Raw genomic sequence first — 26,045 nt, forward strand, 5'->3', positions numbered from 1 at the left:
GCCCCGCCGGAACTCTCCGGCGGGGCACAGTCGTTCGGGCGCGGCGGCTATCCGTCGACGCGCTCGCCCCAGCTGCCCGCCCCGATCGGGTAGTCGTAGCCGGGACGGCCGACGTCGGCGCTGGTGCGGAAGGCCCGCCCCTGGTTGTCGATCTTCAGGACACCGTGGCGTGAGCCGCTCGACCACTTCAGCTCCAGGACCCAACTGACGTCGTGGGCCTTGGTGTTCGCCTTGATGTAGAAGACCTCGGGGTCGCTCTCACTGACCTTGTACGGGAAATCGCGCTGCCCGTTCTTCGGCTCCGAGACCGGGCGGGGCGCGTCGAGATCCACGCCGAACGACTTCGTTTCCACGTTGCCCCCGCAGCCCACGCCCATCGAGTAGTCGTTCCACGCGAGCGGCGCACCGGACTTCATGACGCGGACGTCCAGGTCCTCAAGAACCACGGTGTCACTGCCGGTCCCCTGAACGGTGAGCTTGATGAGCTGCTCCCCCGACGCGACCGCACCGAGCACGCCGACCCAGTTCGGGGCGTCCTGTTCGAGGGGCGGCGGGGGCACCTTGACCGGCGGCCGGTCGATCAGGAAGTGCTGGCTGCACGGACTCTCGTAGACATACGGCGTGGTGGCGACGGTCAGCGGAGTGCCGGTGGCCGCACCTGCCGCCGGGTCGGACGGGGTGCCCGGCGCGTCACCGGCCGGGTTGTCACTGCGGGACGGGCTCGCGGACGGCTTGCGCTCGTGGCCCGCCGACGGGGACGCCTTGCCCGACGGGTCCGCGGAGCGCGCTCCCGGCGTGGCGGACGAGGTGGCCCCGGCGTGGTCCTTCCGGTCTCCGCCGCCGTCACCACCACCGTCTCCGGCGAGGTGCACGGCGAACGCGCCGGCTCCCCCGGCCACGACGACGGCAAGAGCGGCGGCGAGCACGACCACGCGCCGGGAGCGGCGCCTCTCGGGGGCGGGTACGGGCTCCGCATCGGGCACGGGCGCCACTGGTTCCACCGCCACAGCCACCGGCTCCACCGCTACCACAGCCGGCTCCTCCGATGCCGCCGCCGGCTTCGTCCTGCGCGCCGCGTCCGCGAGGACCCACAGCCGGTGCAGCTCGACGAGCTCCTCGGGACCGGCCTTGCACAGCCGGGCCAGCCTCTCGACCGGCGCGTAGTCGACCGGCACCGCGTCCCCGTTGCAGTACCGGTGCAGCGTCGACGTACTCATGTGGAGCCGCTTCGCGAGTACGCCATAACTCAGCCCCGAGCGCTCCTTCAGCCCTCGCAGCAGCGCCGCGAACTCGGCCGTCGCGTCAACCTCCGCCACCGTTCCCCACCCCCCTCATTCCAGTCCGGCGTTCCAGGGCACGGTCGTTTCCCCAGGTCAGAGCCGATACGAACGTTCCAGCGTCCCAAGTGGTCCTGCGGTGCTGGCGATTGGGACGGATCACCGCACAAGCTCTGGTCATCCAAGCACGCCGCTTCCGAAGGGGATCACCAGTGTCCATCGCCGCACCCACCCGCTCCCGTGTCCGCCTCCTCACGGCCGCCGCCACGGTCGCCCTGGCCGCACTCTCCCTGACCGCCTGCAACAACGGGGACGGGGTCCGCGACGAGGGCGCGTCGCAGCACCCCTCGAACTCGGTGCCGGCCGACGGCGACAACGGCAAGGACGCGAACGCCGGATCGACGACGGGCTCCGGCACAGGCACCGGCACGAGCTCCGGCACAGGCACCGGCACGAGCTCCGGCACCACAAGTGCCGCCACCACCAAGCCGAAGCCCCAGCCCGCCTCCACCGGCAAGAACAACCCCACCGCCTCCACCGCCCGCGTCACGTGCAACGGCTCCACGGTCAAGGTTGCCGCCCAGTCCGTCACACGCCCCATCAACCACCTGCTCCTGACGGTGACCAACACGGGCTCGAAGCGCTGCGATCTGTACGGCTACCCGGCCGTCCGCTTCGGCGAGGCCCAGGCGGTCCCGCCGGTGATCGACGACTCGCAGCCGCAGGCGGTGGTGTCCCTGTCGCCGGGCCAGTCCGCCTATGCGGGCGTCGCACTCTCCGGCGGCGACGACGGCGGCGGTTCCAACGGGCGTACGGAGAACACACTTGAGGTCTTCTTCCAGGGCCGCAACACGAACGACGGCGGCCCCGGCGCCAAGGCCGCCCTGCCCGCGAAGGGCGTCTACATCGACGACTCGCTCAAGGTCACGTACTGGCAGCAGTCGATGAGCGACGCCCTGAGCTGGTGAGCGGGAGAACGAAAAAAGCTGCCCCGCCGGTCACGTACCGGCGGGGCAGCGGAAGTTCAGGGGTCGGGCGCGGTCACAGGCCGCGTGCGACCTCCGTCGCCCAGTACGTGAGGATCATCTTCGCGCCGGCCCGCTTGATGCCGAGGAGCGTCTCCAGGATGGCCCGGTCACGCTCGATCCAGCCGCGCTGAGCGGCGGCCTCGATCATCGCGTACTCGCCGCTGATCTGGTACGCGGCCACCGGCACGTCCACCGAGTCGGCGACCTTGGCGAGGATGTCGAGGTAGGGTCCGGCCGGCTTGACCATCACCATGTCGGCGCCCTCCTCGAGGTCGAGCGCCAGCTCCCGCAGGGACTCCCGCACGTTGGCCGGGTCCTGCTGGTACGTCTTGCGGTCGCCGGTCAGCGACGAACCGACGGCCTCGCGGAACGGCCCGTAGAACGCCGACGAATACTTCGCGGTGTAGGCGAGGATCGAGACGTCCTCCTTGCCGATGGTGTCGAGCGCGTCGCGGACGACCCCAACCTGCCCGTCCATCATGCCGCTGGGGCCCACGACATGGGCGCCCGCGTCGGCCTGGACCTGCGCCATCTCCGCGTACCGCTCCAGCGTCGCGTCGTTGTCGACGCGCCCCTCGGCGTCCAGGACGCCGCAGTGCCCGTGGTCCGTGAACTCGTCGAGGCACAGGTCGGACATGACGATGAGGTCGTCGCCGACCTCGGCGCGCACGTCGCGCAGCGCCACCTGGAGGATGCCGTCGGGGTCCGTACCGGCCGTCCCGAGGGCGTCCTTCTTCGCGTCGTCCGGTACACCGAAGAGCATGATCCCGGAGACCCCGGCCTCCAGCGCCTCGACGGCCGCCTTCTTCAGGGTGTCCCTGGTGTGCTGCACGACACCGGGCATGGACCCGATGGCGACCGGCTCGCTGATGCTCTCCCGCACGAACGCGGGAAGGATCAGGTCGGCCGGGTGCAGCCGCGTCTCCGCGACCATGCGCCGCATGGCGGGGGTGGTGCGCAGCCGCCGCGGCCGCGCACCCGGGAAGGATCCGTACTCAGTCACACCAACACTCCACGTCGATCTGTACGCCGGGCTGTGCCCACGGCCGCTCGGCCTACGGTGCCGCCCGACGTCTCCGGGCCCCCGGCCGCCGCTCGCTCGGCCGGGACACAGGATCCCCCGCCTCGAGCGCGGCGGCACGCCGCCGCGCACCGAAGTCGGCCAGCGCCTGCGCCAGCCGGTGCACCGACGGCTCCGGGGACATCACGTCCACGCGCAGCCCGTGCTCCTCGGCGGTCTTGGCCGTCGCGGGGCCGATGCACGCGATCACGGTCACGTTGTGCGGCTTCCCGGCGATACCGACCAGGTTCCGCACGGTCGACGACGACGTGAACAGCACGGCGTCGAACCCGCCGCCCTTGATCGCCTCGCGCGTCTCCGCCGGCGGCGGCGACGCACGCACCGTCCGGTAGGCGGTCACGTCGTCGACCTCCCACCCGAGTTCGATGAGCCCGGCGACGAGCGTCTCGGTGGCGATGTCTGCGCGCGGCAGGAAGACACGGTCGATCGGGTCGAAGACCGGGTCGTACGGCGGCCAGTCCTCGAGGAGACCGGCGGCGGACTGCTCACCGCTCGGCACGAGGTCGGGCTTCACACCGAACGCGACGAGCGCGGCGGCGGTCTGCTCGCCCACCGCGGCGACCTTGATCCCGGCGAAGGCGCGGGCGTCGAGCCCGTACTCCTCGAACTTCTCGCGCACGGCCTTGACCGCGTTCACCGAGGTGAAGGCGATCCACTCGTAGCGTCCGGTGACGAGGCCCTTGACCGCGCGCTCCATCTGCTGGGGCGTGCGCGGCGGTTCGACCGCGATCGTCGGCACCTCGTGCGGCACGGCGCCGTACGAGCTGAGCTGGTCGGAGAGCGACGCCGCCTGCTCCTTGGTCCGCGGTACGAGCACCTTCCAGCCGAACAGCGGCTTGGACTCGAACCACGAGAGCTGGTCGCGCTGGGCGGCCGCGGAGCGCTCGCCGACCACGGCTATGACGGGGCGACCGCCCTCCGGGGAGGGCAGCACCTTCGCCTGCTTGAAGGTCTGGGCGATCGTGCCGAGCGTCGCGGACCAGGTCCGCTGGCGCGTCGTCGTACCGGCGACCGTGACGGTCAGCGGGGTGTCCGGCTTGCGGCCCGCCGCGACCAGCTCGCCGGCGGCCGCGGCCACCGCGTCGAGCGTCGTCGAGACGACGACCGTGCCGTCGGACGCGCCGACCTCGGTCCAGCAGCGCTCGGAGGCGGTGCGGGCGTCGACGAACCGCACGTCCGCGCCCTGCGCGTCCCGCAGCGGAACACCGGCGTACGCGGGCACACCGACAGCCGCCGCGATGCCGGGCACGACCTCGAAGGAGACCCCGTCGGCCGCGCAGGCCAGCATCTCCCCGGCCGCGTAGGTGTCGAGTCCGGGGTCGCCGCTGACGGCACGTACGACCCGCTTGCCGCCCCGCGCGGCCTCCATGACAAGATTGGCGCAGTCCCTCAACGCGGGGACCACGGCGGCAGTTGACGCATCGTCAGCAGCCGCCTGCCCGGGTGCGCCCGGGATCTCCGCGCCGAGGACGGTCACGCCCGCCTTCGCGTGCGTGCGGACGACGTCGAGCACTTCGGGCTCGGCGATCAGCACATCCGCTCGGGCGAGCGCCTCCACGGCGCGCAGCGTCAGTAGTCCTGGATCTCCGGGACCGGCACCGAGGAAGGTGACGTGCCCGGTTGCCCAGGTGGCCGAAGGGTCAGAGGTGGTGGGGCTCAAAGTGCTCGCTCCCCCATCAGACCGGCCGCGCCCTTGGCGAGCATCTCGGCAGCGAGTTCGCGACCGAGCGCCAGCGCCTGGTCTTCCGTCTCGGGCACGGGACCGGTGGTGGACAGCTGCACCAGCGCGGAGCCGTCGGTCGTACCGACGACACCCCGCAGGCGCATTTCGTTGGCAATCTGCCCGTCGGCCAGCAGGTCGGCCAGGGCACCCACAGGTGCACTGCAGCCGGCCTCCAGGGCGGCGAGCAGGGATCGCTCGGCGGTCACGGCGACTCGCGTGAACGAGTCGTCGAGCTCTCCGAGCATGGCGGCGAGGTCCGCGTTCGACGCGGAGCACTCGACCGCCAGTGCCCCCTGGCCGGGGGCGGGAAGAACAGTGTCGACCGCGAGGAAGTCCGTCACTTCCCCGATGCGGCCGATCCGGTTCAGTCCGGCGGCGGCGAGCACGACGGCGTCGAGCTCCCCGTTGTGCACGTAACCGACGCGGGTGTCGATGTTCCCGCGGATCGGCACGGTCTCTATGTGCATGCCGTGGCTGCGCGCGTACGCGTTCAGCTGCGACATGCGGCGCGGCGCACCGGTACCTATGCGCGCCCCGTCGGGGAGCTGCGCGAAGGTCAGCCCGTCGCGGGCGACGAGTACGTCGCGCGGGTCCTCGCGCAGCGGCACGGCCGCCAGCGTGAGGTCCGGGTGGGGCGTGGTCGGCAGGTCCTTGAGGGAGTGCACGGCGAAGTCGACGTCGCCGCGCAGCAGCGCCTCGCGCAGCGCCACGACGAACACGCCGGTACCGCCGATCTGCGCCAGCTGCTCGCGGGACGTGTCCCCGTACGTGGTGATCTCGACCAGCTCGACGGGCCGTCCCGTCACCTGCCGTACGGCCTCAGCCACGCGCCCCGACTGGGCCATGGCGAGCTTGCTGCGCCTGGTCCCGAGCCTGAGTGCCCTGTCCGTCATGATGCCCGGCCTCGATTCTTGGCTACCGGCTCGTTCAGCTCGTTCAGATCGGCCCGCGAGACGGCGGCCACCGCCTCCGGGTCGAGGTCGAAAAGGGTCCGCAGCGCGTCCGCGTACCCGGCACCGCCGGGCTCGGCGGCCAGCTGCTTGACCCGTACGGTCGGCGCGTGCAGGAGCTTGTCCACCACGCGCCGCACGGTCTGGGTGATCTCCGCGCGCTGCTTCTCGTCGAGCTCCGGCAGGCGCCCGTCGAGCCGCGCGATCTCGCCGGTGACCACGTCGGCGGCCATCGTGCGCAGGGCGACGACGGTCGGCGTGATGGTCGCGGCGCGCTGAGCGGCGCCGAACGCGGCGACCTCGTCGGAGACGATGCCCCGCACCTGGTCCACGTCGGCGGCCATAGGCGCGTCGGCCGAGGCCTCGGCGAGGGACTCGATGTCGACGAAGCGCACGCCGCCGATGCGGTGCGCGGCGCCGTCGATGTCACGCGGCATCGCGAGGTCGAGCAGCGCGAGGCCGCCCGTACGTCCCTCGGTGGCGCGCAGGATCTCGGCCTCGCTCAGCACGAGTCCGGTCGCTCCGGTGCAGGAGACGACGACATCGGCACGTGTCAGTTCGTCGCCGACGGCGTCCATGGGAACCGCGCGCGCGGCCACTCCGGTGCCGCCGGGCTCGCTCAGGATCAGCGCGAGCCGCTCGGCGCGCTCCAGCGTGCGGTTGGCGACGACGATCTCGGCGACACCGGCGCGCGCGAGCGTCGCCGCGGCCAGCGAGGACATCGAGCCCGCGCCGATCACCAGCGCACGCTTGTCCTTGGCCCATACATCTACAGGGCGCCCGGCGGCCAGCTGCTCCAGGCCGAACGTGACCAGGGACTGACCGGCACGGTCGATCCCGGTCTCCGAGTGGGCCCGCTTGCCGACCCGCAGGGCCTGCTGGAACAGGTCGTTGAGGAGGCGGCCCGCGGTGTGCAGCTCCTGGGAGCGCGCGAGGCCGTCCTTGATCTGGCCGAGGATCTGGCCCTCGCCCACGACCATCGAGTCCAGCCCGCACGCCACCGAGAACAGGTGGTGAACGGCCCGGTCCTCGTAGTGCACATAAAGATAAGGAGTGAGCTCCTCGAGACCGACGCCGCTGTGCTGGGCGAGCAGCGTCGAGAGCTCGGCGACACCCGCGTGGAACTTGTCCACGTCGGCGTACAGCTCGATGCGGTTGCACGTCGAGAGCACCGAGGCCTCGGCGGCGGGCTCCGCGGCGAGCGTGTCCTGGAGCAGCTTCGCCTGGGCGTCCGCGGAGAGCGCGGCGCGCTCGAGGACGCTCACGGGAGCGCTGCGGTGGCTCAGGCCTACGACGAGGAGACTCATGCCGGCATCACGGCGGGGACATCCCCGTCGGGTCCCTTGCGGGCCGGCTTCGCCGCGGCGGCCGGGGGCTCGGCGCCGGCCTCGTCCACCGTGTCGTCCTGGCCCTCGCCGGCCTTGCGCTGCTCGTGGAAGGCGAGGATCTGGAGCTCGATGGAGAGGTCGACCTTGCGCACGTCGACGCCGTCCGGCACGGACAGGACGGTCGGCGCGAAGTTGAGGATCGAGGTGACACCGGCGGCGACGAGCCGGTCGCAGACCTGCTGGGCCGCGCCCGCGGGCGTCGCGATGACGCCGATGGAGACGCCGTTGTCGTCGATGATCTTCTCGAGGTCGTCGGCGTGCTGCACGGCCATGCCCGCGACGGACTTGCCGGTCATCGCCGGGTCGGCGTCGATCAGGGCGGCGACACGGAAGCCACGCGAGGCGAAGCCGCCGTAATTGGCCAGAGCGGCGCCGAGGTTACCGATACCGACCATCACGATCGGCCAGTCCTGGGTGAGGCCGAGCTCGCGGGAGATCTGGTAGACGAGGTACTCGACGTCGTAACCCACACCGCGGGTGCCGTAGGAGCCGAGGTACGAGAAGTCCTTGCGCAGCTTCGCGGAATTGACCCCCGCGGCGGCCGCGAGCTCCTCGGAGGAGACCGTGGGAACCGAGCGCTCCGACAGGCCGGTGAGGGCCCGGAGGTACAGCGGAAGGCGGGCGACGGTGGCCTCGGGAATTCCTCGGCTGCGGGTCGCCGGTCGGTGAGTTCGGCCAGTTGCCACGGTGCTCCTGCGGGTAGAGCGGGGCTGCGGGCGGTCGTACGTCCCAGGACCGCCCCGTCGAATGCAGGCTATGTCTTTGTGAACGCGTGCACAAAGATGGTGTCCGATTTGCCCGGGCAACGTGACCGGGGTCACGCGCCCCTGGCGCGCGCATATGGAACCGGCGCGCAAGCCGCTTCGTTGCCTGCATGAAGGGGGCAAAACCGTACACTCTCCTCTACGATCCGCGCCCCCGAGACCAAACCGCCCCCGATTCTAGGCGCCTTTCCGGACCACTTGGACTGCTCAGTCAGTGACGGTCGCTACTCGCGCGCGGACCACTGACACCTCAGCCCGTCAGTGCACGCCGAAGTCGATCTTCGTTCACCTTCCAGAAGTCATGCTGTGCTCCGTCCACGAGCACCACGGGGATCTGCTCCCAGTACAAGCGGTACAGCTCCTCGTCCTGGTTGATGTCCTTCTTCTCCCAAGACGCACCGAGCTCGCCGCACACCTTCTCGATCACCTCCTGCGCGTCGTCACACAGATGGCAGCCGGGCTTCCCGACCAGGGTGACCAGACGCTCCTCGGGGTTCTTCTTCTCGCTCCGGCGAAAAATGGGGCTCATACCGGCCATTCTCGCTCCGCCGACGCCTCCTGACACACCTCTCCCGCCAGTTGTTTAACGACTCGGTCGCGGAGAGTTCACAGCGCCGAATCCTCACGACTCCGGAACCACCGAACAGACTGGCTATGCTCACGACATGGCCGCTCTCGGATGGCTCACACCCCGTAGGCGCTCCGCCACCGCGCGGAGCGTATTGGCTGGCGAGGCCTCGGCCGAGGCCGCCCGCAAGTCGTCGCAGGAGCTGGAACAGCTCGGCGAGGCGACACAGCCCGATGAAGGCACCCCGGAAACGGAGTTCCCTGTCGTCGGCGACGACAAGGCCGCCGCCTTCTTCGACCTCGACAACACCGTCATGCAGGGCGCCGCGATCTTCCACTTCGGCCGCGGCCTCTACAAACGGAAGTTCTTCCAGCGCCGCGAACTGGTCAAGTTCGGCTGGCAGCAGGCCTGGTTCAGGATCGCCGGGGTCGAGGACCCCGAGCACATGCAGGACGCACGCGACAGCGCGCTGTCCATCGTCAAGGGCCACCGCGTCGCCGAGCTGATGTCCATCGGCGAAGAGATCTACGACGAGTACATGGCCGAGCGCATCTGGCCCGGCACCCGCGCCCTCGCCCAGGCCCACCTGGACGCGGGCCAGAAGGTGTGGCTCGTCACCGCCGCCCCCGTGGAGACCGCGACGATCATCGCCCGCCGCCTCGGCCTGACCGGCGCCCTCGGCACGGTCGCCGAGTCCGTCGGCGGCGTCTACACGGGCAAGCTCGTCGGCGAACCCCTGCACGGCCCGGCGAAGGCTGAGGCCGTCCGCGCCCTCGCCGCCGCCGAGGGCCTCGACCTGGGCCGCTGCGCCGCGTACAGCGACTCGCACAACGACATCCCGATGCTGTCGCTCGTAGGACATCCGTACGCGATCAATCCGGACACCAAACTGCGCAAGCACGCACGCGAACGTGACTGGCGGCTGCGCGACTACCGCACGGGCCGCAAGGCCGCGAAGGTCGGCATCCCGGCCGCGGCGGGAGTCGGCGCACTGGCCGGCGGCACGGCCGCCGCGGTGGCCCTGCACCGGCGTCGCCGCTGACCCGCGGCGCTCCCGGGCACGAGCGCCAATCGCGTCCCCTTACCCCCGCACGGCTCCCGCCAGTCCCGTTGGTTCAACTCGGCCACAACACGCCCCGCGCTCAGACGGAACATGACCTAATCCGATCAACAAGCGGTCACTCTCCGGCACTTGAATCGACTCCGTTCAGTTACGGAAGCGACGTAATCGGTGATTTGAGCAACTGGGTGTAGCGCTCCTTGCACGAAGCGTTATTCTCCTCAGACGCAAACCGGTACCCACACGTCAACACGACGAGTGAACGGTCCCGCACTGCACGTGATGGAAGCTCTGCCTCTGGGAGTCCCGTGTACCCACACGTCGGGGTTGACGCCTCGGGCCTGGCTACGCTGCGCGCAACGGTCTCCGACCGCTTGCGCGGCTTCGTCCCCACCGCGTACGCCGTCCCCGCCCTCGCCGTCGCGGCACCCGCCGCGAACGGCCCTACCGGTCCTTGCTATGCCCTGGCTGACGGGAGCACCACGGTCGGAAGACGAGCCCGATCCGGTTCCGCCGGTACGTCCACCGCACGCCGCCCCGCCGCGGACAGCGACAGCGCCCGCATGATGGATCTCGTCGAGCGCGCCCAGGCGGGCGAGGCCGACGCGTTCGGCCGTCTCTACGACCAGTACAGCGACACCGTCTACCGCTACATCTACTACCGCGTCGGCGGGAAGGCGACGGCCGAGGATCTCACCAGCGAGACCTTCCTGCGGGCCCTGCGCCGCATCGGCACCTTCACCTGGCAGGGGCGCGACTTCGGCGCCTGGCTGGTCACGATCGCGCGGAACCTGGTCGCCGACCACTTCAAGTCGAGCCGTTTCCGCCTCGAAGTGACCACCGGCGAAATGCTCGACGCGAACGAGGTCGAGCGCAGCCCGGAGGACTCCGTCCTCGAATCCCTGTCGAACGCGGCCCTGCTCGACGCGGTGCACCGGCTCAACCCCCAGCAGCAGGAGTGCGTGACCCTGCGCTTCCTGCAGGGCCTCTCGGTCGCCGAGACCGCCAAGGTCATGGGCAAGAACGAGGGCGCGATCAAGACCCTCCAGTACCGCGCCGTACGCACTCTGGCGCGCCTGCTCCCGGACGATGCCCGTTAGCGACCGGTGGGGCCCACCCCACCCGCCGCGTCGCTCCGTATCCGTCAACTCACCTTCTGTGAGGGGCAGATGGGATCGCGGTCCGATCATCCGCCGTCCGTAACCCAAGTGCCGCGTCGCTCGTTATGCGGGATGCAGGCTCCCTGTGGTCACTCCCCGACTGCTTCCACTCACTCGATCGTGTGGAAGTACTCAGGGTGTGCAACCCTCAGGACCCCCTGGGGAGTCGACCGTCATGACGAGAGGAGGTGCCGCCAGTGATCGCGAACGTATCGGCACACCGGCGGGCGAACGCCTTCGCCCAGGCCCTGGAGGAGCAGTCCGACCGGGCAGCGGCGGCCGTACAGCAGGAAGAGCCCCCCGCCGAACAAGGCGAGCAGGGCAAGCTGTTGGCGCTGGTGACCGGACTGGACGAACTTCCCAAGCCTGAGCTTGACCCCGAGGTCAAGGTGGTTCAACGAGCCCAGCTCGTGGCCGCCATGGAGGCCATGCTGCTCGAGGGCACGGCTGCGGGAGGCGCGGGGCCAGGCCCTTCCGTGCCCGAGCAGCGCGCGCGCAAGGGCGCTCACCGGGCGAGCCCGCTGCGGAAGTTGCGACCCCGCTCACGCCTGTCCAAGGGCATCGCGGCCGGCGGCCTCACCGTCGGTGTCGCCGCGGGAGCCTTCGGCGGCGTCGCCGCTGCCAGCTCCGACGCCCTCCCCGGTGACCATCTCTACGGACTGAAACGCGGGATGGAGGACCTGAAACTCGGCATGGCCGACGGCGACTCCGACCGCGGCCGGATCTATCTCGACCAGGCCTCCACCCGCCTCAGCGAAGCGCGCCGGCTCATGGAGCGCGGCCGCAGCGGACAGCTCGACCACGAGTCCCTCGGCGAAGTCAGGCGCACGCTCTCCGGCGTCCAGTACGACGCCTCCGAGGGCCACCGCCTGCTCCTCGAGGCCTACCGCAGGGACGGCTCGCTCGGCCCCATCCAGGCCCTGTCGTCGTTCACCCAGTCCCACCGTGAGAACTGGGACGCCCTGCGCGACCGCCTGCCCGTACAGCTCGGCGACGTGGGCGCGCAGGTCAGCTCGGTCTTCGACGCCATAGACCAAGAGGTCGACCCGCTGCGGTCCCTGCTCCCGCAGCCCCCCGAGCAGGACGGCCGCAGCGGCGGCCGGCCCGGCGTCCACGACCGGACGCCCGGCTCCTCCGGCAACGACCGCTCCACCCCGACGGCCGGCGGAGCGTCGGGCGCCCACCAGGACAGCTCGGGCAAACCCCGGCCGTCCTCCTCCGGCACCCACGACGACGGCCTCCTCGACGACACCACCGGCGGCCTCCTCGACCCGCCCAAGGACGACACCAGCCCCACCCCGTCCGAAGGCAGACACACCACCCCGAAGCCCGACGTCACGCTCCCGCCCCTCCTCCCAGGCCTGCTGCCCGGCCTGGGAATCGACAGCGAGGACGTGGATTAGTCACTTCGTCACGTGTTACGTGAAGGGGGCGGCCACCGGATCCGGTGGCCGCCCCCTTCACGTATGTCCTTGGCGGAACTCTCAGAAGAACACAGACCGCCGCTGCACGAGCAGCTTGTACAGCGTGTGCTGGATCTGCTCCCGCACCTGGTCCGTCAGGTTGAACATCAGCATCGGGTCCTCCGCCGCCTCCGGCGGGAAGCCGTCCGTCGGGATCGGCTCGCCGAACTGGATCGTCCACTTCGTCGGCAGCGGCACCGCACCCAACGGCCCGAGCCACGGAAACGTCGGCGTGATCGGGAAGTACGGGAAGCCAAGGAGCCGAGCCAGCGTCTTCGCGTTGCCGATCATCGGGTAGATCTCCTCCGCCCCGACGATCGAGCACGGCACGATCGGCGTCCCGGCGCGCAACGCCGTCGAGACGAACCCGCCACGCCCGAACCGCTGGAGCTTGTACCGCTCGCTGAACGGCTTGCCGATGCCCTTGAACCCCTCCGGCATCACCCCGACCAGCTCGCCCTGCTCCAGGAGCCGCTGCGCGTCCTCCGCACAGGCCAGCGTGTGGCCGGCCTTGCGCGCCAGCTCGTTGACCACCGGCAGCATGAACACCAGGTCCGCGGCCAGGAGCCGCAGATGCCGGTTCTGCGGATGGTTGTCGTGCACGGCGACCTGCATCATCACGCCGTCCAGCGGCAGCGTCCCCGAGTGATTGGCGACGATCAGCGCACCGCCGTCCGCCGGGATGTTCTCGATGCCCTTCACCTCGACCCGGAAGTACTTCTCGTACAGGGGCCTCACCAGGGACATCAGGACCTGGTCGGTGAGTTCCTTGTCGTAGCCGAACTCGTCGACGTCGTAATCGCCCGTCAGGCGCCGCCGCAGGAACGCGAGGCCGCCCGCGATGCGCCGGTCCAGGCCACCGCCGGCCTGCGCCCGCTCCCGCGGCTCCGCCTCCCGCGCGGCGGCGGGCGGTGTCGGCTCGTGGTCCTGCTGCTCGGGCAGCGGCGCGACCTCGCGTACGGCCGCGGGCTCGCCCTTGCGCCGGCCACTCGCGCCACGGCGGCGCGGAACCACCTTGCCGGCGCCGGTGCGCGAGCGGTCGTCGTCGAACGGAATGACCTTGGCATCCGCCATCGTTGATGCGCTCCTCAGCTGGCGCTCTGCGTCGGGGGGTGACCGCCGCCCAGGAAGGGCAGCGAGGCGAGCCGGTCGACGGCCCCCGCGAGGGCCTCCGGCGGCAGGAGTCCGGGCCCGCGGCCCCGGACGAACTCCGCGAAGGTCTCCGCCGTCGTGTACTCGGGCCGATAGCCCAGCGTCTCGCGCATCTGGACCGTCGACACGACCCGCCCGTGCGTGAGCAGCCTGATCTGCTCGGGCGAGAAGTCCGTCGCGCCCAGCGTACGCAGGGCCGATCCCACCCAGGTCACGGCCGGCAGGAACACCGGCACCGTCGGCCGCCCCAGCCGACGCGAGCACTGCGACAGGAGCAGCACCCCGTCACCGGCGACATTGAACGTGCCGCTGTTGAGCGTCCCCCGCGCCGGCTCGTGCGACGCGATCCGCAGCACCTCGATGACATCGTCCTCGTGCACGAACTGGAGCCGCGGGTCATAGCCGAGGACGGTCGGCAGGACCGGCAGCGAGAAGTACTCGGCGAGCGGCGAATCGGCGGCGGGACCGAGGATGTTCGCGAACCGCAGCACGCACACCGCGACATCGGGCCGGCGCCGGGCGAACCCGCGCACATACCCCTCGACCTCCACGGTGTCCTTGGCGAAGCCGCCGCTGGGCAGCGACTTGGGCGGCGTCGTCTCGGTGAACACGGCCGGATCGCGCGGCGCGGACCCGTACACGTTCGTACTGGACTTCACCACGAGCCGCTTGACCGCCGGCGCCTTCTGGCAGGCACCGAGCAGCTGCATCGTGCCGATGACGTTGGTCTCCTTGACGGAGCCCCGGCCGCCGCTGGCCAGCGGGGTACCCGTGACGTCCAGGTGGACGACCGTGTCGACGGAGTGCTCCGCGAGCAGCCGGGCGATCGCGGGCTGCCTTATGTCCGCCTGGAGAAACTCGGCACCCCCCAGATGATGCGCGGGGGCCACCGCGTCCACGCCGATCACCCGGTCCACCTCGGGATCACGCTGGATGCGTCGTACGAAACGGCCCCCGAGCTGCCGGGCCACCCCGGTCACGAGCACGACCTTGCCCAAGATCAGCGCCTACCTTCCGTCGCCGCCCTGCCGCGCCCCAGTTCCGCACCGCCTGGCTCTCGCCGCCACGTTAGCGGTTCGATGTTGCGCTGTGATGACCGCGCGATGCAGGAAGTGACGACAGCCACAGACGTACGCACAGACCGAGGTCGCCGGGACGTGGCCCTACGTTCCCACACGAGCCCGCGAAAGGGGCCCTATAAGGGCCGTGGAACGACTGTGGCCCCTCCACCGGACGGTGGAGGGGCCACAGAGCGCGCTTGATGCAGCGGTCGCTTACTTCTTGTTGCGACGCTGCACGCGGGTGCGCTTCAGCAGCTTGCGGTGCTTCTTCTTGGCCATCCGCTTACGCCGCTTCTTAATAACAGAGCCCACGACTACCCTCGCTCACTTCTCTTCACTCGGTGCGGGGCGTCTGGGCCCACACGACCTACGTCGGCCTAGCCTACCCGGCCCAGCGCTGAGCCTGTAATCGAGGGATCCCGGAGGATGCCGTCAGGCTGTCTCCACCCCCACGTAGGACTCGCGGAGGTACTCGTGAACCGCTTGTTCCGGGACTCGGAAAGACCTTCCGACCCGGATCGCGGGCAGATGACCACTGTGCACCAGCCGGTACACGGTCATCTTCGAGACTCGCATCACCGAGGCGACTTCCGCCACGGTCAGGAACTGCACCTCGTTCAGAGGCCTACTCTCACCAGCAGCCATGACACACCTGAACCTTCCGCACTCGACGGCCACCGGCTTCCCCTTCCGGTGACTCAACGTCGTTGCGTGCTCACTCCCCAGACTAGGGGCGTGTGGTGCGAGTGGGGAAGAGGAGCAGCGGATAGCCGCCTACTGTGACAGACACGCTCGATTGAGTACATAGCGAGTAAGCGGTCGGTAGTAATCAGACCGCACAGCGTCATCAAGCGGAACGACTACGGACACCTGCCCCTCGGCCTCACCCACGAACAACGCGGGGTCATCCGTATCCGCGAGCCCGATCGCGTCGAACCCCAACTGACCTGCACCGCAGACCCATCCATGGTCGCCCACGACCAGTTCCGGCAGCAGCCCGCCGGCCTGCGCGGCGGCCGCCAGCACCGTGCGAACCGGGAGGGGTGAGTGGGTGTGTGCGCCGGTCTCACTCCCCGGCTCACGCGCGCCGGGTTCCCGCACCAGCGCGACTCCACGGACGTAGTCGAGGTCGTACGTACGTAGGCCGAACCGGGTCGTTATGTCGACACTCTCACCCTGCGCGGGGGTGAGGACGGGACATCCCGCCGCCGACACGGCGTCCGCCAACGCGGCGTAGAAACCGAGGAGTCGATGCGGGTGACCCGTCCCGAAAAGCACCGGGACGCGACCCCGCGCAGCCTCGCCGAGCCGCTTCGCGAACGCGTCGAGCGCCGCCAGCGTCCGCTCCGGGTCGATCACGTCGCACCCCGAGGTGTCCCCCGGATCGCCCGATACCCCGCACTTGTCGGCCATCAAGGCGAGCAGATCCCGCTGACCCCAGCTCCACTCGGGGTCGAGGCCCAGAAGTATCCGGGGATCCCTGGCCGCGAAGAGCCGATAGCTGCGCAGACTCACCTCACGGGAGGTCGCCACGGGCCCGGCCAGACGGGCAGCCAGCAGATGCGCACGCAGCGCTCCGGTGCTCAACACCCGTGTGATGCTGGCGCATTGGGGCCCTTGCCACCTCTAAAACCCCGAAAACACCCCACACTTGGCGTAACGCCCCGTACCCTCACCGGCCGCCCGCCACCACGCTGCTACGGCAACAGCCCCCGCAGCGGGAACACCGAACGCCGCGTCGCAAGAACCGCCTGGTCGAGCCGGTCCGCCGGGTCGTACCCCAACTCCCACTCCTTGTACGAGACCGGCCACCGCCCGTCCGTCATCCGCGTCGGAGCCAACTGCCGCGTCCTGGCGAACGCTTCCTGCCGCCAGCTCTCCGGAATCACCGTCTCGGGCGCCACCTCGTGCCCCGCGGCGATCCCCACCAGGTGCGACCAGGACCGCGGCACCACATCCACCACCGCGTACCCGCCACCGCCCAGCGCGACCCAACGCCCGTCCGCATGCTCGTGCGCCAACTCATGGCAGGCGACCTGAACGGCCCGCTGCGCGTCGAGCGACACCGCCAGATGCGCCAACGGGTCCTCGAAATGCGTATCGGCCCCGTGCTGTGTCACCAGGACCTGCGGCCTGAACTCCGCCAGCAGCTCAGGCACGACGGCATGAAAAGCCCGCAGCCACCCCGCGTCCCCGGTGCCGGCCGGCAGCGCCACATTGACCGCCGACCCCTCCGCCGGACCGTCGGCACCCGTCTCCTCCGGCCACCCGGTCTGCGGAAACAGCGTCCGCGGATGCTCGTGCAGCGAAATGGTGAGCACCCGCGGGTCGCCCCAGAACGCCGCCTGTACGCCGTCCCCGTGATGCACGTCCACATCCACGTACGCGACCCGCTCGGCACCCAGCTCAAGGAGACGAGCGACGGCCAGTGCCGCATCGTTGTAGATGCAGAACCCGGCAGCACCTCCGGGCATCGCATGGTGCAGCCCGCCCGCGAAGTTCACCGCATGGAGCGCCTCACCCCGCCAGACGGCCTCCGCCGCGCCCACGGACTGCCCTGCGATCAGCGCCGACACATCGTGCATACCGGCAAAGGCCGGATCGTCGACCGTCCCCAGCCCATAGGCCCCGTCCGCCGAGGCCGGATCGGCGGACGCGGCCTTGACCGCCTCCACATAGTCCTGGCGGTGCACGAGCCGCAGCGTCGACTCACCCGCCCGTTTGGCGGCGACGACGTCCACCTCACGGTCGAGCCCAAGAGCCCCGACGAGACTTCTCGTCAGGGCCAGCCGGACCGGATCCATCGGGTGATCCGGGCCGAAGTCATAGCCCGTTACTGCCTCGTCCCACATCAGCTGTGCGCGGCCGCTCATGCCCGTCACCGTATCGGTCCGCTCCAGGGGCGAAAGAACGGGCGTACACGAGTGTCACGAGCACCAACACCATGGGAACGAGCATCGCCCCCCGGTAGTTCCACGCATCGCCCAGAGCGCCCACAAGGGGCGAACCGATCAGAAATCCTACGTAGTTGAAGACATTCAGCCGCGCGATCGCCGAATCCGAAGCGTTCGGGCCGTAATTCTCAAAAGCGTGCCTGCCCGCAGCGGCGAACGTCTGCGGCACGATCACACACAACCCGAGCCCCAGCAGCGTGAACCCGAGCATCCCCACCCAGGGCCCCGGCGCCACCGCCACGACCGCGAACCCGAGCGCCGCCACCACGGCCCCGAACCGCACCACCACGACCGCTCCGAACCGCCGCACCCCAAGATCCCCGAGCGCCCGCCCCACCAGCGTCATCACCATGTAGACGTTGTACGGAACCGTCGACAGCTGCTCCGAACTCCCCAGCACGTCCTGGAGGTACTTCGCACTCCAGTTGGAGACCGTCGAGTCCCCGATGTACGCGACCGTCATCACCAGACACAGCGGCAACAGCAGCTTGAACACCACCGGGCCACCCGTGGCGCCCTGCGCACCCTCACCGGCGCCGCTCTCCCCGTCGACGTACCAGCGGCTCCCCACGAACGCCGCCGGCATCAGCAACACCACCACCGGCAGATACGACACGAACAGCGACAGGTCCCAGTGCGCCCCCACCCACGCGAGCGACGCCCCCACGATCCCGCCCAGGCTGTACGCCGCGTGAAACCCGAGCATGATGCTGCGCCCGTACGCCCTCTGCAGGCTCACCCCGAGCATGTTCATAGACGCGTCAAGCGCACCCACCGCGAGCCCGAACGCCCCCAGCGCCAGGGCCACTTGCCACAGCGAGTCCCCCGCCCCGACCCCGAGCAGCGCCAGCAGCACGACCGGCTGCGACCACCGCAGGACCCGACTGGGCCGTACCCGCTTGACCAGCTTCTCGGTACACACGCTCCCGACCCCGGCCAGGATCGGCACCGCCGCGAGAAAGACGGGCAACAGCCCATCCGATATGCCGTACTGATCCTGAATCGCCGGTATTCGAGTCACCAGGAGCGCGAACGCGGCACCCTGCACAAAGAAACTGAACGCCAGCGAACCTCTGCCACGCCGCAGCACTTCTGTCATGGCCGCACAGCGTATGCCCCAGATCTACCGGTGGGTAGATAGATCTCGATGCATCTCGAACGAAAGTTCCCGGCCGCCGTCAACGGGCGACCGGGAAGAAGGTGAGAGCTGCGGAGGTGCCGGGGGTACCGGAGAGGGTCAGGCAACCCGCTCCACCTCACCCCGCCGACTCACCAACTCCTCCTCGACCATCCGCTCCATCGACCCCACAGCCAGACGCCCACTGACCCGGAAGGCCAGGACCACGGCACCCGCCATGATCACATTGCCGAGCCAGACCATCGTGTCGACCGGCAACGTGTACGCCCCCACGATCCGCACCACGCACTCGGTGACCAGCGCCAGACCCCACACCGCCGTGAACATCCGCTCGGCCCGCACGAAGCGACCCGGCCCTGCCGACAGCCGCTCCCAGGCCGCGGTCCGCTCGGCATCCCCCTTCGTCACGAAGGGCTTGAGCGCGGACGTGAGAAGCGGCTTGCCGGCCACGACCGACACCAGCATCGAGATGCCCACGACACTGCTGATCCCACTGTCCTTGGCCAGCATGAGCCGAGGGTCACCCGTCACCGTGCTCAGCAGCAGCCCCACCATGTTCACGACGAGGATGACCCCGGCCAGCACATTGAGCTGCCGCTCCCGTAGCACCCCCCACACGGTCCGCAGCGCCGGCAGCACACTGCTCCACCCCAGGGCGGCCAGCGTGCTCATGCCGAACCCTTTGCTCAGCACGTAGTACGAGGCCATCGGCACGACCACGTCCACGACCAGCGGCCTGAGGCTTCCCAGGAGGGCCGCACGGTCGCTCTGCGGGGCGGCAGCCGCCTCAGCGGACTTGACCGGTGTCTCTGCAACGAGCTGGCTCATGATCGGGTTCCCTCCGTCGTCACTGCGTACGTCCCGTTCTCGATGTACTCAGCTTCGTGGAGGACCCCCACCGCCCAACAGAAACGATCGTCCGGAGCTCGCGGTGACAAATGTCAGGGCGGACCGTACGGAGATGTCATGCCAGCAGGTCAGGCAACTCCCGCATGTCACCGAACAGTTCGGTGGCCGCACCCAACCGGCTCCCGGGCGTCATGGCCGTGAACCCGTACACGTCCATCCCGGCAGCCATAGCGGCCTGGACGCCGAGCGGACTGTCCTCCACGACCGCACACCTCTCCGGCGCCACACCCATGCGCTGGGCCGCGTACAGGAAGAGATCCGGCGCCGGCTTCCCTCGCCCTACATCCTGCGAACTGAAGATCCGCCCGTCATCGAACCACTTGTCGTGCCCGGTCTTGCGATGCCCGACGCGGATCCGCTCATGACTCCCCGAGGACGCCACGCAGTACGGCACTCCATCGGCGGCCAGCTTCTCCAGGACCTCCCCCGCCCCGGGCACGGGTTCCAGCTCCCGCTCGAAGGCGGCGAATACCCGCCCGTGAAAGACCTCATCGAAGTCCTCGGGCAGCCGCTGCCCGGTCCGCTCCTCGACAAGATCGTGTACGCGGTGCATGGCGGCGCCCATGTAATCCCTAAGGGATTCCTCGTACGAGGTGGGATGCCCGAGTTCGGTGAGATAGCCGGCGAGAAGCTTGTTGGAAATCGGCTCGCTGTCAACGAGAACGCCGTCATTGTCGAAGATGACCAGGTCGTATCGCATAGCTCGACTCTAAACGCAGAAAACCCCCGTAACAGGATTCTCATCCGTTACGGGGGCTTTCTTCAAAAATAGTTCGGCGGCGTCCTACTCTCCCACAGGGTCCCCCCTGCAGTACCATCGGCGCTGTGAGGCTTAGCTTCCGGGTTCGGAATGTAACCGGGCGTTTCCCTCACGCTATGACCACCGAAACACTATGAAACTGTCAACCGCACCACGCTCTGTGACAAACGTGGGGTTGTTCGTGGTTTCAGAACCAACACAGTGGACGCGAGCAACTGAGGACAAGCCCTCGGCCTATTAGTACCAGTCACCTCCACCCGTTACCGGGCTTCCAGATCTGGCCTATCAACCCAGTCGTCTACTGGGAGCCTTAACCCCTCAAGGGGGTGGGAATACTCATCTCGAAGCAGGCTTCCCGCTTAGATGCTTTCAGCGGTTATCCTTTCCGAACGTAGCCAACCAGCCATGCCCTTGGCAGGACAACTGGCACACCAGAGGTTCGTCCGTCCCGGTCCTCTCGTACTAGGGACAGCCCTTCTCAATATTCCTACGCGCACAGCGGATAGGGACCGAACTGTCTCACGACGTTCTAAACCCAGCTCGCGTACCGCTTTAATGGGCGAACAGCCCAACCCTTGGGACCGACTCCAGCCCCAGGATGCGACGAGCCGACATCGAGGTGCCAAACCATCCCGTCGATATGGACTCTTGGGGAAGATCAGCCTGTTATCCCCGGGGTACCTTTTATCCGTTGAGCGACGGCGCTTCCACAAGCCACCGCCGGATCACTAGTCCCGACTTTCGTCCCTGCTCGACCCGTCGGTCTCACAGTCAAGCTCCCTTGTGCACTTACACTCAACACCTGATTACCAACCAGGCTGAGGGAACCTTTGGGCGCCTCCGTTACTCTTTAGGAGGCAACCGCCCCAGTTAAACTACCCATCAGACACTGTCCCTGATCCGGATCACGGACCCAGGTTAGACATCCAGCACGACCAGAGTGGTATTTCAACGACGACTCCACAACCACTGGCGTGGCCGCTTCAAAGTCTCCCACCTATCCTACACAAGCCGAACCGAACACCAATATCAAACTGTAGTAAAGGTCCCGGGGTCTTTCCGTCCTGCTGCGCGAAACGAGCATCTTTACTCGTAGTGCAATTTCACCGGGCCTATGGTTGAGACAGTCGAGAAGTCGTTACGCCATTCGTGCAGGTCGGAACTTACCCGACAAGGAATTTCGCTACCTTAGGATGGTTATAGTTACCACCGCCGTTTACTGGCGCTTAAGTTCTCAGCTTCGCACACCCGAAAGTGCACTAACCGGTCCCCTTAACGTTCCAGCACCGGGCAGGCGTCAGTCCGTATACATCGCCTTACGGCTTCGCACGGACCTGTGTTTTTAGTAAACAGTCGCTTCTCGCTGGTCTCTGCGGCCACCCCCAGCTCGGAGAGCAAGTCTCCTCACCAGTGATGGCCCCCCTTCTCCCGAAGTTACGGGGGCATTTTGCCGAGTTCCTTAACCATAGTTCACCCGAACGCCTCGGTATTCTCTACCTGACCACCTGAGTCGGTTTAGGGTACGGGCCGCCATGAAACTCGCTAGAGGCTTTTCTCGACAGCATAGGATCATCCACTTCACCACAATCGGCTCGGCATCAGGTCTCAGCCTTAATGTGTGACGGATTTACCTATCACACGGCCTACACCCTTACCCCGGGACAACCACCGCCCGGGCTGGACTACCTTCCTGCGTCACCCCATCACTCACCTACTACAAGTCTGGTCCGTCGGCTCCACCACTTTCCTTTCCCCGAAGGGTCCGGAACGGCTTCACGGACTTAGCATCGCCTGATTCAATGTTTGACGCTTCACAGCGGGTACCGGAATATCAACCGGTTATCCATCGACTACGCCTGTCGGCCTCGCCTTAGGTCCCGACTTACCCTGGGCAGATCAGCTTGACCCAGGAACCCTTAGTCAATCGGCGCACACGTTTCTCACGTGTGTATCGCTACTCATGCCTGCATTCTCACTCGTGAACCGTCCACAACTCGCTTCCGCGGCTGCTTCACCCGGCACACGACGCTCCCCTACCCATCCCAGCGGGCGTTGGCCCTACATGCTGGAATGACACGACTTCGGCGGTACGCTTGAGCCCCGCTACATTGTCGGCGCGGAATCACTAGACCAGTGAGCTATTACGCACTCTTTCAAGGGTGGCTGCTTCTAAGCCAACCTCCTGGTTGTCTGTGCGACTCCACATCCTTTCCCACTTAGCGTACGCTTAGGGGCCTTAGTCGATGCTCTGGGCTGTTTCCCTCTCGACCATGGAGCTTATCCCCCACAGTCTCACTGCCGTGCTCTCACTTACCGGCATTCGGAGTTTGGCTAAGGTCAGTAACCCGGTAGGGCCCATCGCCTATCCAGTGCTCTACCTCCGGCAAGAAACACACGACGCTGCACCTAAATGCATTTCGGGGAGAACCAGCTATCACGGAGTTTGATTGGCCTTTCACCCCTAACCACAGGTCATCCCCCAGGTTTTCAACCCTGGTGGGTTCGGTCCTCCACGAAGTCTTACCTCCGCTTCAACCTGCCCATGGCTAGATCACTCCGCTTCGGGTCTTGAGCGCGCTACTGAATCGCCCTATTCGGACTCGCTTTCGCTACGGCTTCCCCACACGGGTTAACCTCGCAACGCACCGCAAACTCGCAGGCTCATTCTTCAAAAGGCACGCAGTCACGACTGCATGTGCAAGCACATACAGCGACGCTCCCACGGCTTGTAGGCACACGGTTTCAGGTACTATTTCACTCCGCTCCCGCGGTACTTTTCACCATTCCCTCACGGTACTATCCGCTATCGGTCACCAGGGAATATTTAGGCTTAGCGGGTGGTCCCGCCAGATTCACACGGGATTTCTCGGGCCCCGTGCTACTTGGGTGTCTCTCAAACGAGCCGCTGATGTTTCGACTACGGGGGTCTTACCCTCTACGCCGGACCTTTCGCATGTCCTTCGCCTACATCAACGGTTTCTGACTCGTCTCACAGCCGGCAGACTGTGAAAGAGAGATCCCACAACCCCACATGCGCAACCCCTGCCGGGTATCACACGCATATGGTTTGGCCTCATCCAGTTTCGCTCGCCACTACTCCCGGAATCACGGTTGTTTTCTCTTCCTGCGGGTACTGAGATGTTTCACTTCCCCGCGTTCCCTCCACACTGCCTATGTGTTCAGCAGCGGGTGACAGCCCATGACGACTGCCGGGTTTCCCCATTCGGAAACCCCCGGATCAAAGCCTGGTTGACGGCTCCCCGGGGACTATCGTGGCCTCCCACGTCCTTCATCGGTTCCTGGTGCCAAGGCATCCACCGTGCGCCCTTAAAAACTTGGCCACAGATGCTCGCGTCCACTGTGCAGTTCTCAAACAACGACCAACCACCCGTCACAACCCACCGAAGCAGATTTTTACCGGGGTCGGCATCGAAGGACAGGCTTCACAGCCCGTACCTTCAGACACCCAACAGCGTGCCCGACCCGGTCCCGCCCGGAGATCATGCTTTCCACGCTCCGAAGAGCAGTACTCACAGCCTCCGACCCGTGAACCCGGTCGAATAGTCAACGTTCCACCCTTGAGCAACCACCGCCGGACGTTTGCCGGCGAAATGGCTCTTGGACCACCAGGCAGAACCCGGCAGCCAAAGTGCTCCTTAGAAAGGAGGTGATCCAGCCGCACCTTCCGGTACGGCTACCTTGTTACGACTTCGTCCCAATCGCCAGTCCCACCTTCGACAGCTCCCTCCCCACAAGGGGGTTGGGCCACCGGCTTCGGGTGTTACCGACTTTCGTGACGTGACGGGCGGTGTGTACAAGGCCCGGGAACGTATTCACCGCAGCAATGCTGATCTGCGATTACTAGCAACTCCGACTTCATGGGGTCGAGTTGCAGACCCCAATCCGAACTGAGACAGGCTTTTTGAGATTCGCTCCGCCTCGCGGCATCGCAGCTCATTGTACCTGCCATTGTAGCACGTGTGCAGCCCAAGACATAAGGGGCATGATGACTTGACGTCGTCCCCACCTTCCTCCGAGTTGACCCCGGCAGTCTCCTGTGAGTCCCCATCACCCCGAAGGGCATGCTGGCAACACAGAACAAGGGTTGCGCTCGTTGCGGGACTTAACCCAACATCTCACGACACGAGCTGACGACAGCCATGCACCACCTGTATACCGACCACAAGGGGGGCACCATCTCTGATGCTTTCCGGTATATGTCAAGCCTTGGTAAGGTTCTTCGCGTTGCGTCGAATTAAGCCACATGCTCCGCTGCTTGTGCGGGCCCCCGTCAATTCCTTTGAGTTTTAGCCTTGCGGCCGTACTCCCCAGGCGGGGAACTTAATGCGTTAGCTGCGGCACCGACGACGTGGAATGTCGCCAACACCTAGTTCCCACCGTTTACGGCGTGGACTACCAGGGTATCTAATCCTGTTCGCTCCCCACGCTTTCGCTCCTCAGCGTCAGTAATGGCCCAGAGATCCGCCTTCGCCACCGGTGTTCCTCCTGATATCTGCGCATTTCACCGCTACACCAGGAATTCCGATCTCCCCTACCACACTCTAGCCTGCCCGTATCGACTGCAGACCCGGGGTTAAGCCCCGGGCTTTCACAACCGACGTGACAAGCCGCCTACGAGCTCTTTACGCCCAATAATTCCGGACAACGCTTGCGCCCTACGTATTACCGCGGCTGCTGGCACGTAGTTAGCCGGCGCTTCTTCTGCAGGTACCGTCACTTTCGCTTCTTCCCTGCTGAAAGAGGTTTACAACCCGAAGGCCGTCATCCCTCACGCGGCGTCGCTGCATCAGGCTTTCGCCCATTGTGCAATATTCCCCACTGCTGCCTCCCGTAGGAGTCTGGGCCGTGTCTCAGTCCCAGTGTGGCCGGTCGCCCTCTCAGGCCGGCTACCCGTCGTCGCCTTGGTGAGCTTCTACCTCACCAACAAGCTGATAGGCCGCGGGCTCATCCTGCACCGCCGGAGCTTTCAACCCCCTCCCATGCGAGAGGGGGTGTTATCCGGTATTAGACCCCGTTTCCAGGGCTTGTCCCAGAGTGCAGGGCAGATTGCCCACGTGTTACTCACCCGTTCGCCACTAATCCACCCCGAAGGGCTTCATCGTTCGACTTGCATGTGTTAAGCACGCCGCCAGCGTTCGTCCTGAGCCAGGATCAAACTCTCCGTGAATGTTTTCCCGTAATCGGGACTACACCACGAGAGCGGAACCGTCGGGAGGAATAATCCCCACGATTCACTGCGTCCTCGCTAGTGCGCCTCACCCCGGTGTGGGAGTGAGGACTTTTTCAAAGGAACCTCCAACCCACCAAAGGTGGGCCGGGGTTGTCAATCTGGCGTTGACTTTTGGCACGCTGTTGAGTTCTCAAGGAACGGACGCTTCCTTTGTACTCACCCGAGAGACTCTCTCAGGCTTTCCTCCGGGCAGTTTCCCTTCGGTCTTGCGTTTCCGACTCTATCAGACTCTTTCGTGTCCGATTTCCTCGGTGCCTTTCAGGTTTCCGCTCCGGCCTTTCGGCTTTCGCGTTTCCCTTTCCGGCGGTTCCGACTCTATCAGATCCTTTCGGGCCTGATTCCCAGTCAGCGGGGCTTG

At 67.1% G+C, this 26,045-nt stretch carries 20 protein-coding genes and 3 rRNA genes; 4 read left to right on the top strand and 19 right to left on the bottom strand.

What is annotated here, in order from left to right:
- Positions 1–47: 47 nt before the first annotated feature.
- Complete coding sequence (locus OG574_RS22195) at positions 48–1,316, bottom strand: helix-turn-helix domain-containing protein (RefSeq protein WP_326774639.1); 1,269 nt, start codon at positions 1,314–1,316, stop codon at positions 48–50.
- Positions 1,317–1,489: 173 nt separating this feature from the next.
- Between OG574_RS22195 and OG574_RS22200 the strand changes: the two genes are divergently transcribed.
- Complete coding sequence (locus tag OG574_RS22200) at positions 1,490–2,245, top strand: DUF4232 domain-containing protein (RefSeq protein ID WP_326774640.1); 756 nt, start codon at positions 1,490–1,492, stop codon at positions 2,243–2,245.
- A gap of 73 nt (positions 2,246–2,318) precedes the next feature.
- On the opposite strand, the gene hemB is transcribed toward OG574_RS22200, so the two are convergent.
- From hemB to OG574_RS22230, 6 genes are all read right to left on the bottom strand, one after another.
- Positions 2,319–3,308: a porphobilinogen synthase gene (gene hemB, locus OG574_RS22205; RefSeq protein ID WP_326774641.1), complete on the bottom strand. Its 990-nt coding sequence runs from the start codon at positions 3,306–3,308 to the stop codon at positions 2,319–2,321.
- A 52-nt stretch (positions 3,309–3,360) separates the two neighbouring features.
- Positions 3,361–5,046 carry a uroporphyrinogen-III synthase gene (locus OG574_RS22210; RefSeq protein ID WP_326774642.1) on the bottom strand — a complete coding sequence of 562 codons (1,686 nt, stop codon included), beginning with the start codon at positions 5,044–5,046 and terminating at the stop codon, positions 3,361–3,363.
- A complete protein-coding gene (hemC, locus tag OG574_RS22215; RefSeq protein WP_100599397.1) occupies positions 5,043–6,002 on the bottom strand; it encodes a hydroxymethylbilane synthase in 960 nt (319 codons plus the stop codon). The genes OG574_RS22210 and hemC overlap by 4 nt, the downstream gene beginning before the upstream one ends.
- Entirely contained in the window at positions 5,999–7,366 is a 1,368-nt protein-coding gene (locus OG574_RS22220; protein ID WP_326774643.1) for a glutamyl-tRNA reductase, read from the bottom strand. The genes hemC and OG574_RS22220 overlap by 4 nt, the downstream gene beginning before the upstream one ends.
- A complete protein-coding gene (locus OG574_RS22225) occupies positions 7,363–8,133 on the bottom strand; it encodes a redox-sensing transcriptional repressor Rex (RefSeq protein WP_100599395.1) in 771 nt (256 codons plus the stop codon). Before OG574_RS22225 ends, OG574_RS22220 begins: the two co-directional genes overlap by 4 nt.
- 328 nt (positions 8,134–8,461) lie before the next feature.
- On the bottom strand, positions 8,462–8,749 hold the full coding sequence (locus OG574_RS22230) for a glutaredoxin family protein (protein WP_100599394.1): 288 nt from the start codon (positions 8,747–8,749) through the stop codon (positions 8,462–8,464).
- Positions 8,750–8,876: 127 nt separating this feature from the next.
- On the opposite strand from OG574_RS22230, the gene OG574_RS22235 reads away from it, so the two are divergent.
- The 3 genes from OG574_RS22235 (at position 8,877) to OG574_RS22245 (ending at position 12,402) form a co-directional block, all read left to right on the top strand.
- Positions 8,877–9,821, top strand: coding sequence for an HAD family hydrolase (locus tag OG574_RS22235; RefSeq protein WP_326774644.1), 945 nt, complete (start codon positions 8,877–8,879; stop codon positions 9,819–9,821).
- Positions 9,822–10,147: 326 nt separating this feature from the next.
- The gene (locus tag OG574_RS22240; RefSeq protein ID WP_100599392.1) at positions 10,148–10,939 is read left to right on the top strand and encodes an ECF subfamily RNA polymerase sigma factor, BldN family; all 792 of its coding nucleotides are present in this window, start codon (positions 10,148–10,150) and stop codon (positions 10,937–10,939) included.
- 257 nt (positions 10,940–11,196) lie between these two features.
- A complete protein-coding gene (locus tag OG574_RS22245; RefSeq protein ID WP_326774645.1) occupies positions 11,197–12,402 on the top strand; it encodes a DUF5667 domain-containing protein in 1,206 nt (401 codons plus the stop codon).
- Positions 12,403–12,483: 81 nt separating this feature from the next.
- On the opposite strand, the gene OG574_RS22250 is transcribed toward OG574_RS22245, so the two are convergent.
- The 12 genes from OG574_RS22250 to OG574_RS22305 form a co-directional block, all read right to left on the bottom strand.
- Positions 12,484–13,536, bottom strand: coding sequence for a lysophospholipid acyltransferase family protein (locus tag OG574_RS22250; RefSeq protein ID WP_326774646.1), 1,053 nt, complete (start codon positions 13,534–13,536; stop codon positions 12,484–12,486).
- 14 nt (positions 13,537–13,550) lie between these two features.
- Positions 13,551–14,612, bottom strand: coding sequence for an NAD-dependent epimerase/dehydratase family protein (locus OG574_RS22255; protein ID WP_100599389.1), 1,062 nt, complete (start codon positions 14,610–14,612; stop codon positions 13,551–13,553).
- A 276-nt stretch (positions 14,613–14,888) separates the two neighbouring features.
- Positions 14,889–14,987, bottom strand: a complete 99-nt coding sequence (locus OG574_RS22260; RefSeq protein ID WP_003948845.1) for a 30S ribosomal protein bS22 — start codon at positions 14,985–14,987, stop codon at positions 14,889–14,891.
- Between the two features lie 120 nt (positions 14,988–15,107).
- A complete protein-coding gene (locus OG574_RS22265; protein WP_159032723.1) occupies positions 15,108–15,320 on the bottom strand; it encodes a helix-turn-helix domain-containing protein in 213 nt (70 codons plus the stop codon).
- A 129-nt stretch (positions 15,321–15,449) separates the two neighbouring features.
- Positions 15,450–16,265, bottom strand: coding sequence for a phosphatase (locus OG574_RS22270; protein ID WP_326774647.1), 816 nt, complete (start codon positions 16,263–16,265; stop codon positions 15,450–15,452).
- 107 nt (positions 16,266–16,372) lie between these two features.
- Entirely contained in the window at positions 16,373–17,548 is a 1,176-nt protein-coding gene (locus OG574_RS22275; RefSeq protein ID WP_326774648.1) for an acetoin utilization protein AcuC, read from the bottom strand.
- A complete protein-coding gene (locus tag OG574_RS22280) occupies positions 17,499–18,728 on the bottom strand; it encodes an MFS transporter (RefSeq protein WP_326774649.1) in 1,230 nt (409 codons plus the stop codon). Before OG574_RS22280 ends, OG574_RS22275 begins: the two co-directional genes overlap by 50 nt.
- Positions 18,729–18,866: 138 nt before the next feature.
- Complete coding sequence (locus OG574_RS22285) at positions 18,867–19,595, bottom strand: VC0807 family protein (RefSeq protein ID WP_326774650.1); 729 nt, start codon at positions 19,593–19,595, stop codon at positions 18,867–18,869.
- A 136-nt stretch (positions 19,596–19,731) separates the two neighbouring features.
- Positions 19,732–20,376: an HAD family hydrolase gene (locus tag OG574_RS22290; RefSeq protein ID WP_326774651.1), complete on the bottom strand. Its 645-nt coding sequence runs from the start codon at positions 20,374–20,376 to the stop codon at positions 19,732–19,734.
- Positions 20,377–20,447: 71 nt separating this feature from the next.
- Positions 20,448–20,564 (bottom strand): 5S ribosomal RNA (rrf, locus tag OG574_RS22295).
- Positions 20,565–20,653: 89 nt separating this feature from the next.
- Positions 20,654–23,777, bottom strand: a 23S ribosomal RNA gene (locus OG574_RS22300).
- Between the two features lie 319 nt (positions 23,778–24,096).
- Positions 24,097–25,624 (bottom strand): 16S ribosomal RNA (locus OG574_RS22305).
- Together the 16S, 23S and 5S rRNA genes form the textbook arrangement of a ribosomal RNA operon.
- Positions 25,625–26,045 lie beyond the last annotated feature (421 nt).

The sequence above is a fragment of the Streptomyces sp. NBC_01445 genome (assembly GCF_035918235.1).
Taxonomy (GTDB): Bacteria; Actinomycetota; Actinomycetes; order Streptomycetales; family Streptomycetaceae; genus Streptomyces.